The sequence below is a fragment of the Brachybacterium sp. p3-SID957 genome, assembly GCF_025144775.1.
Classification (GTDB): Bacteria; Actinomycetota; Actinomycetes; order Actinomycetales; family Dermabacteraceae; genus Brachybacterium; species Brachybacterium epidermidis.
Genome location: NZ_JALXKT010000042.1, coordinates 1 through 17,371 on the forward strand (window position 1 = coordinate 1; position 17,371 = coordinate 17,371).

18 protein-coding genes are annotated in these 17,371 nt (G+C 72.3%); 8 read left to right on the plus strand and 10 right to left on the minus strand.

The annotated features are described in order from the left end of the window. Positions 1-188: 188 nt before the first annotated feature. Positions 189-1,232, minus strand: coding sequence for a hypothetical protein (locus tag M3B01_RS09885; protein WP_259791742.1), 1,044 nt, complete (start codon positions 1,230-1,232; stop codon positions 189-191). Beyond that, positions 1,229-1,696, minus strand: coding sequence for a DUF3817 domain-containing protein (locus M3B01_RS09890; protein WP_311203219.1), 468 nt, complete (start codon positions 1,694-1,696; stop codon positions 1,229-1,231). Before M3B01_RS09890 ends, M3B01_RS09885 begins: the two co-directional genes overlap by 4 nt. Before the next feature lie 104 nt (positions 1,697-1,800). Between M3B01_RS09890 and M3B01_RS09895 the strand changes: the two genes are divergently transcribed. Genes M3B01_RS09895 through M3B01_RS09915 form a run of 5 tightly spaced genes read left to right on the plus strand, consistent with a single transcriptional unit; the run spans position 1,801 to position 5,999 of the window. Further along, positions 1,801-3,615, plus strand: a complete 1,815-nt coding sequence (locus M3B01_RS09895) for an FAD/NAD(P)-binding domain-containing protein (RefSeq protein ID WP_259791746.1) — start codon at positions 1,801-1,803, stop codon at positions 3,613-3,615. 60 nt (positions 3,616-3,675) lie between these two features. Then, the gene (dapE, locus tag M3B01_RS09900) at positions 3,676-4,809 is read left to right on the plus strand and encodes a succinyl-diaminopimelate desuccinylase (RefSeq protein WP_259791748.1); all 1,134 of its coding nucleotides are present in this window, start codon (positions 3,676-3,678) and stop codon (positions 4,807-4,809) included. 25 nt (positions 4,810-4,834) lie between these two features. Further along, positions 4,835-5,569 carry a TIGR00730 family Rossman fold protein gene (locus M3B01_RS09905; RefSeq protein WP_193866872.1) on the plus strand — a complete coding sequence of 245 codons (735 nt, stop codon included), beginning with the start codon at positions 4,835-4,837 and terminating at the stop codon, positions 5,567-5,569. Then, positions 5,566-5,769 (plus strand): hypothetical protein, encoded by a 204-nt coding sequence (locus tag M3B01_RS09910; protein WP_259791751.1) that lies wholly within the window; start codon positions 5,566-5,568, stop codon positions 5,767-5,769. Before M3B01_RS09905 ends, M3B01_RS09910 begins: the two co-directional genes overlap by 4 nt. A 59-nt stretch (positions 5,770-5,828) precedes the next feature. After that, the gene (locus tag M3B01_RS09915) at positions 5,829-5,999 is read left to right on the plus strand and encodes a DUF3117 domain-containing protein (protein WP_193866874.1); all 171 of its coding nucleotides are present in this window, start codon (positions 5,829-5,831) and stop codon (positions 5,997-5,999) included. An 85-nt stretch (positions 6,000-6,084) separates the two neighbouring features. Here the strand turns inward: M3B01_RS09915 and M3B01_RS09920 are convergent, their stop codons facing one another. Continuing rightward, positions 6,085-6,738, minus strand: a complete 654-nt coding sequence (locus M3B01_RS09920; protein ID WP_193866875.1) for an O-methyltransferase — start codon at positions 6,736-6,738, stop codon at positions 6,085-6,087. A 166-nt stretch (positions 6,739-6,904) separates the two neighbouring features. Here M3B01_RS09920 and M3B01_RS09925 point away from each other — a divergent pair, with 166 nt between their 5' ends. Then, positions 6,905-7,327, plus strand: a complete 423-nt coding sequence (locus M3B01_RS09925) for a twin-arginine translocase TatA/TatE family subunit (RefSeq protein WP_259791754.1) — start codon at positions 6,905-6,907, stop codon at positions 7,325-7,327. A gap of 25 nt (positions 7,328-7,352) precedes the next feature. Here M3B01_RS09925 and M3B01_RS09930 read toward each other — a convergent pair whose 3' ends face one another. The 4 genes from M3B01_RS09930 to M3B01_RS09945 are packed head-to-tail and all read right to left on the minus strand — an operon-like array spanning position 7,353 to position 12,035. After that, positions 7,353-8,498: an Mrp/NBP35 family ATP-binding protein gene (locus tag M3B01_RS09930; protein ID WP_259791755.1), complete on the minus strand. Its 1,146-nt coding sequence runs from the start codon at positions 8,496-8,498 to the stop codon at positions 7,353-7,355. After that, positions 8,495-9,160, minus strand: a complete 666-nt coding sequence (locus tag M3B01_RS09935) for a DUF1003 domain-containing protein (protein WP_259791756.1) — start codon at positions 9,158-9,160, stop codon at positions 8,495-8,497. Before M3B01_RS09935 ends, M3B01_RS09930 begins: the two co-directional genes overlap by 4 nt. A gap of 2 nt (positions 9,161-9,162) precedes the next feature. Further along, positions 9,163-10,476, minus strand: coding sequence for a magnesium transporter MgtE N-terminal domain-containing protein (locus tag M3B01_RS09940; protein ID WP_259791757.1), 1,314 nt, complete (start codon positions 10,474-10,476; stop codon positions 9,163-9,165). Next, complete coding sequence (locus M3B01_RS09945) at positions 10,473-12,035, minus strand: aminopeptidase P family protein (RefSeq protein WP_259791758.1); 1,563 nt, start codon at positions 12,033-12,035, stop codon at positions 10,473-10,475. The genes M3B01_RS09940 and M3B01_RS09945 overlap by 4 nt, the downstream gene beginning before the upstream one ends. Positions 12,036-12,072: 37 nt before the next feature. Between M3B01_RS09945 and M3B01_RS09950 the strand changes: the two genes are divergently transcribed. Both M3B01_RS09950 and M3B01_RS09955 read left to right on the plus strand, forming a co-directional pair. Continuing rightward, complete coding sequence (locus tag M3B01_RS09950; protein WP_259791759.1) at positions 12,073-12,942, plus strand: PHP domain-containing protein; 870 nt, start codon at positions 12,073-12,075, stop codon at positions 12,940-12,942. Beyond that, positions 12,939-13,568, plus strand: a complete 630-nt coding sequence (locus M3B01_RS09955; RefSeq protein WP_193866881.1) for a MarC family protein — start codon at positions 12,939-12,941, stop codon at positions 13,566-13,568. Before M3B01_RS09950 ends, M3B01_RS09955 begins: the two co-directional genes overlap by 4 nt. 61 nt (positions 13,569-13,629) lie before the next feature. Here M3B01_RS09955 and M3B01_RS09960 read toward each other — a convergent pair whose 3' ends face one another. From M3B01_RS09960 to M3B01_RS09970, 3 genes are all read right to left on the minus strand, one after another. Then, positions 13,630-15,369, minus strand: coding sequence for a DEAD/DEAH box helicase (locus M3B01_RS09960; protein WP_259791760.1), 1,740 nt, complete (start codon positions 15,367-15,369; stop codon positions 13,630-13,632). Positions 15,370-15,431: 62 nt separating this feature from the next. Further along, on the minus strand, positions 15,432-17,105 hold the full coding sequence (locus M3B01_RS09965) for a metallophosphoesterase (protein WP_259791761.1): 1,674 nt from the start codon (positions 17,103-17,105) through the stop codon (positions 15,432-15,434). Between the two features lie 33 nt (positions 17,106-17,138). Further along, positions 17,139-17,369: a DUF3107 domain-containing protein gene (locus M3B01_RS09970; protein WP_193866884.1), complete on the minus strand. Its 231-nt coding sequence runs from the start codon at positions 17,367-17,369 to the stop codon at positions 17,139-17,141. Between the last annotated feature and the right edge of the window lie 2 nt (positions 17,370-17,371).

Below are 17,371 nucleotides of genomic sequence, written 5' to 3' on the forward strand. Positions count from 1 at the left end.
ACTCCACCGCCCCGACCACCCCGACCACGACATCACCGACCACCACCGCACCACACCCCCACCCTTCTGAAGGCACCGCGGGCATCATCAGCCAGCAGAACAGGCGACAGATGCGGGCCCGCAACGAACCCGCAACGAAAAAGGGCAGAGGAAGGGGCAGGAGGTGCAGAAGCGCGGTGGCCGCTGTGTCAGCGTTCGCGCAGTTCGTCCCGCCAGTCCATGGGCTCCTCGGACGCGTCCTCGTTCGCGGTGACCGCCCCGGTGGCCCGTGCGGGTGCGGTCCGCGTGGAGTCGGGCTCCATCGACCCGGTGCGCACCGCCGGCAGCGATTCCTCGCGCCCGGCCGACGGCCCCTCGAGCGAGTCGGGGCCGGGGCCGAACCACTGCACCGCGCGGGCGCGGCGCACGATCCGCTCCAGGCGCCGGGCGTACCAGCGGAACAGCAGCACCGACAGCAGGAATGCCACCACGCCGCCCACCAGCAGCGTCAGCCCGAGGGTGGTGTAGTCCTGCTCCGAGCGCAGCACCAGCGTGATCAGCAGCACGGCCGCGCCGGCCACCGCCGCGAGGATCCCCAGGGCGAAGAGGGACGCGGCACCCAGTGAACGCGCCAGGGACGGCCCCGCCGACTGCACCTGCAGACCGCTGCGCAGCGGGATGCCCCGCCCCAACTGCCCCGGCCGGTTCACCGCCCAGGACAGCATCGCGCGATCCCGCCGCCTGGTCGCCACCGCGCCGATCACCGCCGACGCCGCCACGGTGCTCACCAGGGCGGCCGCCAGCTCCGGAACCCCCTCCGGCGTGCTGGTCAGCCCCTGGACATCGGCCCGCATGCTCAGCAGCACGATCCCCACGACGCATGCCAGCGCCCCCACCAGCAGCACGCCCTCCAGCACGCGCAGCGGGGTCTGGCGCGCCTCCCGTTCGGCACGCGCGGCGTCCTCCAGCTCATCGGGCACGGGATCCGCGCCCTCCATCAGCACCACCCGGCGCTCATCGGCCAGCCGCTCCACGAAGGCATCCGGGTCGTCCACGGCCCGCAGCGAGGGTGCGTAGCGTGCCCGCTGAGCCGGCGGGAGCCACGCCGTCATCACCGCGGCATCGGCCGTGGCCCGTTCGTCCGGCAGCAGATCCGCCCGCACCAGCTCTCGCACGCGCGTCGCCGTCCGAGGAAGGGCGAAAGGACCGACCCGGCGCAGCGGATCGGGCTGCTGGTGCCGCCCCACGCTCACGCGAACCACTCCCACGGCGGGCCCGCCTGCAGCAGCAGCACGAACACGATCGTCACCACCACCACGGCGATCAGTGCCGCCGGGATGGGCCTGCGCACGGCGAACGCCGCCAGGGACTCGATCAGCCCGCGGCCGTCCTCCTGCCGCAGCCGCCACGTGTCACCCAGCATCTGCTGCTTCTCAGCCCACCGCTCGAACGGCACCGTCAGGTACGGCACCACCGCACTGCCCAGGCCCATCAGCACACGCCCCAGGCCCCAGCGCTGGTCCACCCCGATCAGCACCGTGGTCACGCAGTACGCCAGGAACACGAACCCGTGCAGGCCGCCCGCCACGCGCACCGCCGCATCAGCAGTCTCCCCGAGCCGCAGCAGGTACTTCCCGATCATGGCGGCGATCAGCAGCGTCCAGGTGATCACCTCGGCGATCGCGACGAGACGGTACAGGCGGGGAGGGTTCCACATGCGCGACATGATCCCAGACCTGCACGCCCGCGTGCACATCGGCGGGGCCGCAGAAGGGGCCGCAGAATGTGCACCACCCCGTAGCCGGACGCGATACTGGCCGGATGAGTCCTGCCGCCACCACCGACCCCGTCCGCACCGTGGCCGTCGTCGGCGCTGGGCCGCGCGGAACAGCGGTCGTCGAACGCCTGGTGGCGGCCTCGAACGCCCCGGGCTGGCAGGGCTCCGGATCGGATAGCGCCGGGCCCCTCGTCGTCCACCTGATCGACCCGTACGTCGGGATGGGAGGTTCGGTGTGGCGGCACGACCAGTCCGAGGTGCTGCTGATGAACACCACCACCTGCCAGACCGCCATGTACCCGGACGCCTCGTGCCACGCCGCGCTGCCTACCACGCGCACCACCACCCTCGCCGAGCACCTCGCCGCCGACGGGCTGGGTCCGGCCGACTTCGCCTCCCGCGCCGCCCACGGCCGCTACCTCGCCCACGTGCTGGAGACCGCTGAGGCCGACGCCGACCCCGCCCGGCTGCGGATCGTGCGCCACCGCGCCGAGGCGGTCGACGTGGCCGGTCCGCCCGACGGGCCCCAGCGGGTGCGGCTCGACGACGGCCGTGTGCTGACCGCCGACGCCGTGGCCCTGGCCCTCGGCCACCTCGCCACCGCGCCCGCACCGCGCTCCCTGCAGTACGCGGAGGCGGCGCGTCGCCACGGTCTGGTGCACCTGGGGCCGGCCAACCCCCTCGAGGTGGACTACGGGGCCCTGCTGGGCCGCGAGGCCGTGGCCGTGCAGGGCATGGGCCTGAACTTCTACGACGCCATCGGGATGCTCACCCACCTCGCCGGCGGCCGCTTCGAGGAGGCCGGCGGGCCCGATGCGCCGCCCTCGGGCCTGCGCTACCTACCCGGCGGAGCAGAGCCGCTGCTGGTGGTCGGCTCCCGCTCCGGGATGGTGTACCGCCCCAAGCCCGACCTCAGCCCCGCCATGCCCGAGCCGTACACCCCGCAGGTGCTCACCAGCGAGCGCGTGCTCGAGCTGGCGGTGCGTCCGGCCGGCGTCGACCACGAGCGGGACGTGATGCCGCTGATGCTGGCCGAGCTGCGTCGCGCGCTGCGGGACGTCGGCGCCACCGAGCTCGCCGACGACGAGGCCATCATGCGCCTGCTGTTCCCCTTCGGTCGCCGCGGTGGCCCCATCGACCACGCCCACCAGCGCACCCGCGACGTGCTGCGGGACGCACTGCGCGCCGCCACCGCACCCGATCCGGCCTGGGTGGCGGTGTACCGGGCACTGATCGCCCTGCGCATCCAGGTGAACCGCCTCCAGGACCTCGGCGCCTACACCACCGAGTCCGTGCGCGCCGACATCGACGGCCACCTGCGCAACGCCTTCGCCTCCTGGGCCTCCGGGCCGCCCGTTCAGCGGGTGCGGCAGCTGCTGGCACTGGAGGAGGCCGGCCTGGTGCGCTTCATCGGCCCCGGCATGCGCATCGACATCGACGAGCAGGCCGGGCGCTTCCTGGTCCACGCCGGCACCGGCGCCGGCACCGCCACCGACCCTGCCGTGCGGTGCGACGGCGTGCTGGAGGCTCATCTGCCGGCGGTGGACCTGCCCGCCTACCGCTCCTCCCTGATCGGCGCCTGGCGCGAGCGAGGAGAGGTGCAGAAGGACTCCTGGGCCTCCCGCGGCTCCCGGCGCCGGGTGCCGACCGGATCGATCGCGGTGGAGGGACTGTACGCGCCCATCGGCACCGACGGCACCGTGTACGAAAGGCGACTGCTGATCGGGGTGCCCGTCACCACCGCCCAGCCCGGCTCCGCGATCACCGCCGAGCCCGGCACCGGTGCCCAGCTGCTGCGACACGCCGAAGCGGTCGCCCTGCGGCTGGCCCGGGCCGGGGGAGCGCTGCCCGGGGCCTGAGCACGGTGGCCCCGCACCATCGGGGAGCCCGGAAGGGAGGATCCCTGGCACGATGGAGGCATGCCTGCTGACACCGCCCCCGCGCCCGCGCACACCACCCCCGAGCTCGACCCCCGCGCCGACATCGTCGAGCTGACCGCCGCCATCGTCGACATCGAGTCCGTCTCCGGCAACGAGCGGGCGCTCGCCGACGCCGTCGAGCAGGCCCTGCGCGCCCACGCCCCGCACCTCGAGGTGATCCGCGACGGCGACACCGTGATCGCCCGCACCCACCGTGGGCTGGATCAGCGGGTGGTGCTCGCCGGGCACCTCGACACCGTGCCCGTGGCCGACAACCTCCCCTCCGCGCGGCGCACCCGCGAGGGCCGCGAGGAGCTGGTGGGGCGCGGCACCTGCGACATGAAGGGCGGGGTGGCCGTGCTGCTGAAGCTGGCCGTGGAGGCCGACGCCGCCCCCATGGACCTCACCTGGATCTTCTACGACCACGAGGAGGTCGCCGCGGCCGACAACTCCCTCACCCGCATCGCCGCGGAGCACCCCGAGTACCTCGCCGGGGACTTCGCGATCCTCGGCGAGCCCACCTCCGCCGGGGTCGAGGGCGGCTGCAAGGGCACCATGAAGCTCGCCGTCACCGCCGGCGGCATCGCCGCGCACTCCGCCCGCGACTGGGTGGGGGACAACGCCGTCCACAAGCTCGCCCCCGTGCTCGAGCGGCTGGCCGCCTACGAGGCCCGCCGCGCCGTCATCGACGGGCTCGAGTTCCGCGAGGCCCTCAACGCCGTCGGCATCAGCGGCGGCATCGCCGGCAACGTGATCCCCGATCGCGCCCGCATCGACGTCAACTACCGCTTCGCTCCCGACACCACCATCGAGCAGGCCGAGGCGCATGTGCGCGAGGTGCTGGCCGGCCTCGACGTCGACATCGAGGTGTTCGACGCCGCCGCCGGCGCCCTTCCCGGGCTGGACACGGCGCCCGCCCGCGCCTTCCTGGACGCCCTCGGCCAGGACGTGCGGGTCGATGCCAAGCAGGGCTGGACCGACGTGTCCCGCTTCGCCGCCCTGGGCACCCCCGCCGTCAACTTCGGCCCCGGGGACCCGCTGCTGGCCCACACCGATGACGAGCACGTCCCGATCGAGGATCTGCACGCCTCTCTCACCGCCCTGCGGCGCTTCCTGACCTCGACAGCCGGCTGACGGGGCGGGCCGTTACGCTTCCCCCATGAATCCGGAACGAGATCCGCACCGCAAGGGCCCCGTGACCCTCCGCGGCAGCCAGCGTCCCACCACCACCGCCGACCAGCGCCTGCTGGAGAAGGGCGGCTCGGCCGACTGGGTCCACTCCGACCCCTGGCGAGTGATGCGCATCCAGGCCGAGTTCGTCGAGGGCTTCGGGGCGCTCGCGGAGCTGGGCCCGGCGTTCTCCATCTTCGGTTCCGCCCGGGTGCGGGAGGGCCACCCGGACTACGAGTGCGCCCGCCAGATCGCGCGCGGCATCGTGGACATGGGGTACTCCGTGATCACCGGCGGCGGCCCCGGCATCATGGAGGCCGGCAACCGAGGTGCCCGCGAGGCCGGCGGCGTCTCCGTGGGGCTCGGCATCGAGCTGCCCCACGAGCAGGGCCTGAACGAGTACGTCGACCTCGGGGTCGACTTCCGGTACTTCTTCGTCCGCAAGACGATGTTCGTGAAGTACTCCAGCGGGTTCATCGTGATGCCCGGCGGCTTCGGCACCTTCGACGAGCTGTTCGAGGCGCTGTGCCTGATGCAGACCCACAAGATCGAGATGTTCCCCGTCGTGCTGGTGGGCCGCTCCTACTGGCAGGGCCTGATCGACTGGCTCTCCGGCGCGGTCGCCGACGGTCGCATGATCGCCCCGACCGACGTGGACCTGATGCGCGTGGTGGACACCCCCGAGGAGGCCCTCGCGGTGCTGCAGGAGTTCACCGGCCGATGACCGCTGTCAGCCCCATGGTGCTGCTCCTGCTGGGCGTCGCCGCCCTGGTGGCGGTGCTGATGGTGCTGGTCGCCACGGGCCGCCTGGGGCAGGGGATCGACCTGCCCCGCAGGCCCCGCGGCCCCCGTCGGCGGCGACGGCGGGCGGCAGCTTTCGGGACCGCTCTGGTCGATCGCGCGGGACCAGGTGCCGAGACCTGAGATAATGGGCGGGTACGCGCGCTGACTGCCAGGGTCAGCGACATCTAGAGGAGGACACCATGGCTGCTATGAAGCCGCGCACCGGAGACGGTCCGCTCGAGGTCGTGGAGGAGAGCCGCAGCATCATCATGCGGGTCCCGCTCGAGGGGGGCGGCCGACTGGTCGTCGAGATCGACGCGTCGGAGGCCGCGGCTCTGCGCGACGCCCTCGAGGGCGTCATCAAGGCCTGAGGCACCAGCCGGGACGAACGGCCCTGCACCACGAGGTGCGGGGCCGTCGTGCATCCCGGTGGCGGCGCTGATCAGGCGTGAGGTGTCAGGGACGCAGCACCGCCGCCAGCACGCCATCGCCGCTGCCGGTCAGCGCGGAGACCAGGTCCTCGGACTCCGCGACCGCCCGCAGCACCGCCCGCACCGACTGGGTGGTGGCATCACGTGCGGCCGGGTCCGCCACCCGGTCGTGGTAGAGGGCGTGCGGGATCACCAGCACGCCGCCCGGGCGCAGCAGTCGTCGGGCATGCTCCAGCAGGTCCAGGGCGTGCGGCAGGTGTGCTGGGAAGCTCACCAGGTCGTAGGCGTGATCGGTGAGGCGCCCGATCACCTCGCGCGGGTTCCCGGCGATGGTCCGCACCCGCGGAGAACGGATCTGCGCCTCTGCGAAGGACTCGCGGGCCGCACGCTGGTTCTCCACCTCAGGGTCGATGGTGGTGAGCACGCCGTCGGGATGCATGCCCGAGAGCAGGTACAGCGACCCCACGCCGCTGCCGGTGCCGATCTCCACCGCGGCACGGGCGTTGACCGAGGCCGCCAGCAGGCGCATCAGCGCGCCCGCGCCCGGCAGCACCGGGGGAGCGCCCAGCTCGTGACCGCGCTCACGGGCGCGCGCGAGCACGCCCTCGTCGGCGAAGAGCTCGGTCTCCTCGACGAACTCCTCGGCGTGGGCCCAGCCGGCCACTTTTCCCGATGCCATCGGTGTCTCCTCCATTCGGGGACGGATCAGCTCAGGGTACGTCAGGCGCGGCGTCCCTCGCGCACCGGGGGGCCAGTCGCCTCTGCCATAATGAACCGGCAGTATCGCGCCGCACGGGTGCGAGCGAGCGAGGTCGGCGCAGCGCCGGCCGGGAACGGGTGGCAGCGTGAGCTTTCTGGGTCTGAGCGGTTGGGAGCCCCTCGTCCTGCTGCTGATCTTCCTGATCATCATCGGCCCGCAGCGACTGCCCGAGTACACCCGCAACATCGTGCGCTGGGTGCGCGATGTGCGCCGCTGGGTGGAGGACTCCCGCGCCACGGTCGAGGACGAGATGGGCATCGCCATCGACGACCTGCGCAAGTACGATCCGCGCCAGTACGATCCGCGCCGCATCATCCGCGAGGCCTGGGGCGACACCTCCATCGATGACATCCTGCCCTCCAAGGAGGCCATGACCGTCGCCGGTGGCGCGACCGCCGGAGCGGCCGCCTCCCGCAGCAGCTCCCGCAGCTCCAAGGGCGGCGGCTCGAAGAAGGCGACGAAGGACGAGGGCCCGAAGCGGGCGCCCTTCGACCCCGAGGCCACCTGAGTCCCCGGTCCACGGTCCCCGGGGCTCAGCGCCCGCCGGAGACCGACAGCGGCAGCTTCATCCCTCCCAACCCGCGCGGCTGATGCGTCAGGGCACGCGCGATGCGGATCAGTTCCGCCGCTGCCGGGGAGTCGGGATCCGACAGCACCAGCGGCACGCCCGCATCCGCGCCCTCGCGCAGTGCCGGCTCCAGCGCCACCCGGCCCAGCACCGGCACCGGGTGCTTCACGGCACCGGCGAGGGTCTGCGCCACCCGGTCCCCGCCGCCGCGGCCGAACACGTCCATCACCGTGCCGTCCGGCAGCGTGAGCCCGGCCATGTTCTCCACCACTCCAGCGATCTCCTGGCCCGTCGCCGTGGCGAGTGACCCCACGCGCTCCGCGACCGCCGCGGCCGACTGCTGCGGGGTGGTCACCACCAGCATCTTCGCCCCCGGCAGCAGCTGCGCCACCGAGATCGCCACATCACCGGTGCCCGGCGGCAGGTCCAGCAGCAGCACGTCCAGGTCGCCCCAGTAGACGTCCGAGGCGAACTGCTCGATCGCTCGGTGCATCTTCGGGCCGCGCCAGACCACCGCCTGCCCCTCCGGCACGAACATGCCGATGCTCATCACCGCCACGCCGTGCGCCTGCGGCGGCATCAGCAGGTCCGAGACCTTGGTGGGCTGCTCGGTGATGCCGAACATGCCGGGCATCGAGAAGCCGTGGATGTCCGCGTCGATCACCCCTACCCGCAGCCCCTGCGCGGCCATCGCCGCGGCCAGGTTCGCGGTCACGGTGGACTTGCCCACCCCACCCTTGCCGGAGGACACAGCGAAGATGCGGGTGAGCGAGCCCTCCTTGTTGAAGGGGATCTGGCGGCGGCCCTGCCGCAGGCGCGAGGTGAGCTCGCGGCGCTGCTCCTCGCTCATCGCCCGGGAGTCCACCTCCACCCGGGACAGGCCCGGCACGGTGGCAGCGGCCTCGGCCGTCTCCCGCTCGATGCGGTCCCGCATGGGGCAGCCCTCGATGGTCACCAGCACCTGCACCCGGGCCACGTCCTCGGCGTCCACGGTGATCTCGTCGACCATCCCCAGGTCCGTGATGGGCTGGTGGATCTCAGGATCCATCACCCCGCCGAGCGCCTCGCGGATCTTCTCGACGCGCTCGTCATGGGAGTGCTGCGTGGTCACGGCTGCTCGGGCTCCTCAGGGGCGGTGTGGGCGGTGTGGGTGGAGTGGGCGGAGGGGGTCGACTCGGCGGAAGGGGTCCACTGGGCAGAGGGGGCGGTGCCGGAGCGCTCCGCGAGGGCCACCGCGACCTCCTCGCGCAGCACGGAGCGCAGCTGCGCGAGGTCCTGCTGCTCCCGCTCGCGGCCCTCCTCGAGCTCCTCGAGCAGGTCCCGCAGCTCGCTGCGGACGTAGTCGCGGGTGGCCACGTCATTCAGGGCGATGCGCAGGGAGGCGATCTCCCGGGTGATGAAGTCGGTGGTGGCGTGGTTGCGCTCGTTGGACTGGCGGTCCTGCTCGGCCTGCACGCGGTCGCGGTCGTCCTGCCGGTTCTGCGCCAGCAGCAGCAGGGGAGCGGCGTAGGAGGCCTGCAGCGACAGGATCAGCGTGAGCAGCGTGAAGTTCAGCGCCCGCGGATCGAACTGGGCCGACTCCGGCATCACCGAGTTCCAGGTCAGCCACACCGCGCAGAAGATCGTCATGCCCACCAGGAAGGCGGGCGTGCCCATCATCCGCGCGAAGGCCTCCGCGCCGCGACCGAAGGCGTCGCCGCGCAGGGGGTTGTGCCAGCGCGGGGAGCGGCGGGGCGAGGGATCGTCGAGAGGGGGAGGGGTGTGCTCGGCCATGGTCACGTCCTCTCGGTTCCGCGCGCGATCTCGGACAGGTCGATCTGACCGGTGGTGACGGGGGGCTCGTCCTGCTCACGCCAGTCGTCCGGCAGCACGTGGTCCAGCACGTCGTCCACCGTGACCGCCCCCAGCAGGTGGCCGTTCTCGTCCACCACCGGGATCGACACCAGGTTGTAGGTGGCCATCTCGCGGGTGACCTCCGACAGCGGGCTCGACGGGGAGACCACCACGCGGTCGGAGTCCAGGATCTCTCCCACCGAGCGGTCCGGCCGCTCCCGCAGCAGCAGCTGGAAGTGGACGATGCCCAGCAGGCGCCCCGTCGGGGTCTCCAGCGGTGCACGGCACACGTGCACCGTGGAGGCCAGTGCCGCATGCACCTCCTCGCGGCTGATCATCGCCAGGCAGTGCGCCACCGAAGTCTCCGGGGCCACGATCAGCGGCTCCGTGGTCATCATGCCGCCGGCGGTGTACACGTCGTAGGCGAGCAGACGACGGACGTCCTCCGCCTCCTCCGGCTCCATCAGGTCCAGCAGGGTCTCGGCCACCGCATCCGGCAGCTCCTGCATCAGGTCCGCGGCGTCGTCGGGGTCCATCTCGTCCAGCACGTCCGCGGCGCGCTTGGCCTCCAGCCCGGTGATCATCTCCACCCGGGTGTCCTCGGGCAGCTCCTCCAGCACGTCCGCGAGTCGCTCGTCGGCCAGCTCCCCGGCCAGCTCGATGCGCCGCTTGGCGTCCAGCTCCTGCATGATCTCCGCGAGGTCCGCGGGATTGAGGTCCTGGTAGGAGGCCGCCAGCAGCGCGGCGGACTGCTCCACCTGCGTGCCGTACAGCCCGGTCACCTCGGACATCTCCACGGTGAGGGTCTCCCCGCGGGACATCAGGCGGCTCAGCGAGCCGCCCTTGCGGAGCCGGCGCACGTGCAGGCGGGACAGCTCCCACTCGCGCTGCCGGTTGCGGTCCAGGGCGATGTCCTCCACCGTGGCCTCACCGGAGCCATCGTTGAGGGTCACCACGCGGTCCAGCAGGTCCCCGATCACCAGCAGCTCCCCGGCCCGTTTCTCGAAGCGGCGCACGTTCAGCAGGCCCGTGGAGATCACCTGGCCGGGATTGATGGAGGTGACGCGGGTGATCGGCAGGAACACCCGGCGCTTGCCGCCCACCTCCACCACGAAGCCCACCGCGCGGGCCGAGCCGCGCGGCTGGGGGACCACCACCACGTCGCGGATCTTCGCCACCGCGTCCCCGAGGGGATCGAAGACGGCGGTGCCGGCGAGACGGGCGGCGTAGAAGCGCTGGTGCGGGTTGGAGCTCACGGCTTCAGCGTAGCCATCCAGGCCTCGATCTCCTCGGCCCGACGGGGCAGTGCGATCGAGAGGTTCTCCACTCCGTCCTCGGTGACCAGGACGTCGTCCTCGATGCGCACACCGATGCCGCGCAGCTCCTCGGGGACCAGCAGGTCGTTCTCCTTGAAGTACAGGCCCGGCTCGATCGTGAACACCATGCCCGGGACCAGTTCGGCATCGAGGTACATCTCGCGCCGCGCCTTCGCGCAGTCGTGCACGTCCATGCCCAGGTGGTGGCTGGTGCCGTGCACCATCCAGCGCCGGTGCCACTGACCCTCCGGGGACAGCGACTCCTCGGCCGAGCCCGGCAGCAGCCCCCAGCTCTCCAGATGCCGGGCCACCACCTCCATCGCGGTGGCGTGCAGATCACGGAACCGCAGCCCGGGACGAGCGGCCGCGAACACCGCATCGGCCGCCTCCAGCACGGCGTCGTAGACCTTGCGCTGGGTGGGGGTGAAGGTGCCGGAGACGGGCAGGGTGCGGGTGACATCCGCCGTGTACAGGGAGTCCACCTCCACGCCGGCGTCGATCAGCACCAGCTCGCCCTCCTGCACGGCGCCGTCGTTGCGGATCCAGTGCAGGGTGCAGGCGTGGTCGCCGGCGGCGGCGATGGTGTCATACCCCACCCCGTTGCCGTCGGCCCGGGCGGTGCGGGCGAACACACCCTCGATCACGCGCTCGCCGCGGCGGTGGCCCACCGCCTCGGGCAGGTGGCGCACCACGTCCTCGAAACCGCGGATGGTGGCATCGACCGCCTCGCGCATCTGAGCGACCTCGTAGGCGTCCTTGACCAGGCGCTGCTCGCTGGACACCTCCTGGAGGCGGTCGAACTCGCGGCGGGCGTCCTCCCCGCCGGGGAGCCCGTTCTGCTCACGGATCTCCTGGACCATCTCCTCCACGGCCGCGTCCACCTGCGGCATCACCGACAGGGAGAGGCTCTCGCCGACGTCCTTGGCCAGGTGGTCGCGCAGCTCGTCGATGTGCCGCACCTCGATGCCCAGGCGCTGGGAGGCCTCCGCGAGGGTGGGGCGGCGCCCCACCCACATCTCTCCGTAGCGGGAGTCCGCGTAGAACTCCGTCGAGTCGAAGCCGGCGCGCGGCCGGAAGAAGTAGGTGGCCTCGGCGACGGCGGGATCCTCGGCCGAGGGCTCCACCACCAGCACGCTGTCGGGCTCCTCATCGGTGCCCAGACCCGCGTAGTACGCGAAGGCGGTGTCCGGACGGAAGGGGTAGTCGGTGTCGTTGGAGCGCACCTTCAGCACGCCCGCGGGCAGCACCAGGCGAGTGCCGGGGATCGCCTGCACCAGGGCGTCGCGGCGGGCCGGGGTGTGCGCGGCGGCCTCGAGGCGCTCCGCGTCGGGGACCGTCTCGTCCCAGCCGGAGGCGATGAACTCGCGGAAGGCCTCGCTGGTGGGTCGCTGCGAGCGGGTGTCGCCGCGCGAGGAGAGCTCCTCGGGGCTGGTGCCGCGCTCCTGGGGCGCCGTGGTGCTGAGGGGGCTGTCTGTGCTGTGGGGGTTCTCGTTGCTCACCCTCCGATACTCTCACGAGGCGCACTACGCTGGCCGTATGCCCGCTCACCCCGCCCGCATCGACCTCCATGCGCATTCCAGCTGGTCCGACGGCACCCAGAGCGTCCACGAGCTGTGGGCACAGGCGGCTCAGGAGGGCCTGTCGGCGCTCGCCCTGACCGACCACGACACGGTGGCCGGCTGGCAGGAGCTGCCCGAGGCCGTCGCGCGCACGGGAGTCGTCGCGGTGCCCGGGATCGAGGTCTCCGCCGAGCACGAGCGCCTCAGCGTGCACGTGCTCGCCCTGCTGGTGGACCCCTCCCCGCACACCGACCTGGCGCGCGAGCTGGACCGCGCTCGCCGCTCCCGCACCGAGCGGGCCGAGCGCATGGTGGAGGCCATCTCCGCCGACCACCCGATCACCTGGCAGGACGTGCGGGCCCAGGTGGCGGGGGAGACCACCACCGTGGGGCGCCCCCACATCGCCGACGCGCTCATCAGCAGCGGCGTGGTGCGCGACCGCACCGAGGCCTTCGAGCAGATCCTGCACCCCTCCGGGCCCTACTACGTGCGCTACTACGCCCCCGCCCCGACCGTCGCGGTCAGAGCGATCCTGGACGCCGGCGGGGTCCCGGTCCTCGCCCATCCCGGCTCCGTCTCCCGCGACGGCGAGCTGCCCCTGGGCCTGCTGGAGGCCATGGTGGAGGCGGGCCTGGCGGGCCTGGAGGTGGACCACCGCGAGCACGACCCGGGCACCCGGGCGCGACTGCGCGACTTCGCCCGCGCCCACCGGCTCCTGATCACCGGCGGCAGCGATTACCATGGCGCGGGCAAACCCAACCGGCTCGGGGAGAACCTCACGCAGCCGCATGTACTGGACGCGATCGCGCATCGCGCCACGAGCACCACAGAGGTCATCCGTCCGTGAACATGGTCGATCTGAGCTTCCTCACGGGAGTCTTCGTCACCCTCTTCGTCATCATCGACCCCCCGGGCATCGTCCCCATCTTCCTGTCGCTGACCAGCACCATGACCGCGAAGCAGCGGTCGCGGGCCGCCATGGTCGCGGTCGGTGTGGCCGTGCTGATCATCGGGGTCTTCGCCCTGTTCGGCCGGTTCATCCTGGACTACATGCACATCTCCCTGCCCGCCCTGCAGTTCTCCGGCGGCCTGCTGCTGCTGATCGTGGCCCTGCAGCTGCTGGCGGGCATGGAGGGGGAGATGGCCTCGAGCGACGGCGTGAACGTCGCACTGGTGCCCCTGGGCACCCCGCTTCTGGGCGGTCCCGGCGCGATCGTGGCGATGATGCTGTTCGTGGAGGAGGCCAGTGGTGAGGGCCCCAAGATCATCGCCCTGGTGATCGCCATGATCCTGATGACCGCGGCCATGTACCTGACGATGCGGTTCTCCGACCTGGTGGCGCGGGTGCTGGGGCAGGGCGGGGTCACCCTGGTCACCCGCATCTCCGGGGTGCTGCTGGCCGCGATCTCCACCCAGATGATCTTCGACGCCGTGCGCTCGTTCCTCGTGGACTGGGGCCTGGTCGCGGGCTGATGCAGAGAACCGGGACCCTCGGCAGCGCGAGGATCCCGGTTCTCAGGCGTGGTTCGTCGGGTCAGGACTCCTGCGCGGGAGCCTCCGCGCCGCTGCTGCTGCCCCCGCTGCTGCTGCCACCGGCGCTGCCGCCACCGCTGCGGCCACGGCCCCGGCCGCCGCGCGAGCGGCGCCGACGGGGTCGGCCGCTGCCCTGCTTCTCCTCGTCGCGCGCGGTCGAGCCCTCGGCCCTCTGCTCGCGCTTCTGCTCGCCGCCGGTGGTCTCGCTGGAGACGACCTCCCCGTCGACCCGACGGGTGCGCGAACGGCTGCGCTTGCGGCGCGGACGCTCGGAGGGATCGACGGTGCGCTCCGAGAGCACCTCGTCGTCGCGGGAGCGGCCGCCCTCACGCCCGCCCCGGCCTCCGCGCCCGCCGCGGTCCCCGCGATCGCCGCGGACCGGCTCACGACCGCCAAGGTCCTCCAGCTTCTCCGCCTTCAGCCCGGCGCGGGTGCGCTGCTCCTTGGGCAGGGTGCCCTTGACTCCCTCGGGGATGTCGAGGTCGCTGAACAGGTGCTCCGAGGTGGAGTAGGTCTCCACCGCCTCGGTGGACTCCAGGCCCAACTGCCGGGCGATCAGTGCCCAGCGCGCCAGGTCCTCCCAGTCCACGAAGGTGATCGCGGTGCCCTTCTTGCCGGCGCGGCCGGTGCGGCCGGTGCGGTGCAGGTACGTCTTGTCGTCGTCCGGGCAGTTCCAGTTGACCACGTGCGTGACGTCGTCCACGTCGATGCCGCGAGCGGCGACATCGGTGGCCACCAGCACATCGATCTTGCCGTTGCGGAAGGCCCGCAGGGCCTGCTCACGGGCGCCCTGACCCAGGTCGCCGTGGAGCGGAGCGGCCGCGAAGCCGCGCGCGGCCAGATCCTCCGCCACCCGGTCCGCCTGGCGCTTGGTGCGCATGAAGATGATCGTCAGGCCGCGGCCGCGGGCCTGCAGCACGCGGGCCATCACCTCGATCTTGTCCAGCTGGTGGGCGCGGTAGACGACCTGCTTGATGTCGGCCTTGGTGCGGGAGAGATCCCCCGGGTCGTGGGCGCGGATGTGGGTGGGCTGGACCATGAAGCGGCGGGCCAGCGCCAGGATCGGCCCCGGCATGGTGGCGGAGAACAGCATGGTCTGGCGCTGCGTGGGCACCGCCTGCAGCAGCTTCTCGATGTCCTCCAGGAAGCCCAGGTCCAGCATCTCGTCGGCCTCGTCCAGCACCGCCACCCGCACCTGCGAGAGGTCCAGGTACTTCTGGCGCATCAGGTCGATCAGACGGCCCGGAGTGCCCACCACCACGTCGACGCCCCGGGTGAGGGCCTCGATCTGGGGCTCGTAGGCGCGACCGCCGTACACGGTGAGGATGCGCACCGTGCGCGTGGCGGAGGCGTCCTGGAGGTCCTCGGCCACCTGCACCGCGAGCTCGCGGGTGGGCAGCACCACCAGGGCCTGCGGCTTGCCGGTCTGGCGGCCCTCGGGATCGTCCTCACCGGGGGAGACCACGGACTGCAGCAGCGGGATGCCGAAGCCCAGGGTCTTGCCGGTGCCCGTCTTGGCCTGGCCGATGATGTCGCGACCGCGCAGGGCCACCGGCAGGGTCATGGCCTGGATCGGGAAGGGATGGACGATCCCCTTGGAGGACAGGGCCTCGATGATGTCGGATCGGACGTCGAAGTCCGCGAAGGTCTGCTCCGTGAGGGGATCCGGGGTGCCGGAGCTCTGCTCGACGGCGGGGGAGGCCGACACGGCCTCGTCGGTGTGCGGGGTGGATTCAGGCACCGTTCAACTCTCTGGTCATGGAATATGCCCTTGCATCGTAGCCCCCGACCGGCCCGGGGGCGTCAGCCCTCGCCGCCGTCGCTGCCCTCGGGCAACGGCACGGAGGGATCGGTGGGGGTCACGCGCTCCTCGTCGGGCAGGCCCTCGCCGGGCTCGATGTCGAGATCGGTGGGCGTGGGCGGTGCCTCGGCGTCCTCGGGGACCTCGAGCGCGGGCGCCTCGGCAGGCATCTGGGTGCGCTGCACCGAGATCGACACCAGGCCCAGGCCGCCCATCACGATGTCGTCGTAGGCCACCAGACGACGGGTCTGCGCATCGAAGTAGAGCAGTCGAGCGGTGAGGTCCAGCGGCTCACCGCCGTCCAGCACGGGGCGCACACCGCCGGATCCCAGCGCCCCGCCGGTCGAGCCGACGATCATCCAGTCGGTGCCCGAGCCGTCGCGGTCCAGCTCCACCGAGGAGGTGTGCATGTGGCCCGACAGCACCAGCGGCACGCGCCCCTCGAGCCCCTCGGGCTGCGTGGGATCGTGCACCAGGGCCACGTCCACCGTGGCCTCCGGGTTCGCCTCGTCGTGGGCGACGATGGTCTCGCCCAGCTGGAACACGGAGGACTGCACCGCCGCATCGCCCTCGCGCCAGCCGCCGGCATCGGAGTCGTCGTCGGCCGCGAAGCGGGGATCGCCGACCCCGGCGATGCGCAGGCCCGCGACCTCCACGATCTCGTTCTCCAGCACGATCCCGTTGGGCTGGTCCGCCACGGTGGCGGCCGTGACGGAGCTGTCGTGGTTGCCGGCGATGTACACGTACGGCACGTCCAGGTCGCCGATGGCGCTGAGCAGGTCGTGCTCGAAGGGGGTGCCCCAGGAGACGATGTCGCCGGTGTCGATCACCGCGTCGATCTCGAACTGGCCGTTCAGCTGCTCGATCACGTCGAAGGCCTGCGGGTTGTCGTGGATGTCCGAGACATGCAGCACGGTGATCAGGTCCTGGGACCCGATGCCGGGGGAGAGGGAGTCGGCCGCGATGTACAGCGCGGAGACCTGCCCCACGAACTCGGCCAGCGTGTCGCGGTAGCCGCTGTAGTCCGCCAGGGCGCCCTGCCCCACGTCCGCCACGTACGCCGCCTGGGAGAGCAGGCCCTCGAAGCGCGGCTGGTACAGGGAGTCGGGCCGGAACGTCAGGGACACGGCGCCCACCGAGGCGGCGACCACGGCCACCGCACTGCCGGCGGCCAGCACGGAACGTCGCAGCCGGCGGAAGGTGAGCCCCACCGCCAGACCCGCTCCCACCGCCCCGAACAGGGCGTTCAGCGCTGCGTTGCGAGCGGCGGCACCGGTGAGGTCCTCCGGCACGGTGCGGGTGAGTTCCGCGCGGGCCTCGGAGGACCACAGCAGCTGCTCGGCCTGCTCCATGTCCACCCCCTGCACTCGGGCCTCCACCCGCACCGGCGCGGTGTGGGTGTCGAAGGCCACCTCACCCACCGGCGGCAGCAGGATGACGGTGTCGGACTCCAGGGAGGGGCGCAGGTGCACCGTCGCGGTCAGCGGACCGACGTCCACTTTCGTGGGAGGGACCAGCAGCACGCCCACCACCGCGCCCAGCAGGGCCACCACCGTGGTGGCGGTGATGTGGGCCAGGCGCGCGCTGCGCAGGCGACGCCGCCGCCGCATCGGGGCGTCCTCGACCGGGGCGTCCTCGACCGGGGAGTCCGGTTCCACGGGCACGGCGCGGCTCATGGGGAGGCGAGCAAGCGGGGATCGGGAGGGCGGTCAGCCCAGGAAGCCGACGCGGCGCGGCTCCTCGGTGGAGATCTCCGCGTAGGCCACCTTCCCACCGGGGATCAGCACGCTGCGGCCCTTGACGTCGCGCAGGGTGACCGGAGCGCCCTCCGCCATCGCGGTGGACAGCGTCTCGAGCAGGCCGGCGTGGTCCTGCTCGGCGTCGTCCGTCTCGATCACGATCTCGCGGGGGGAGTGCTGGATGCCGATGCGAATCTCCATGG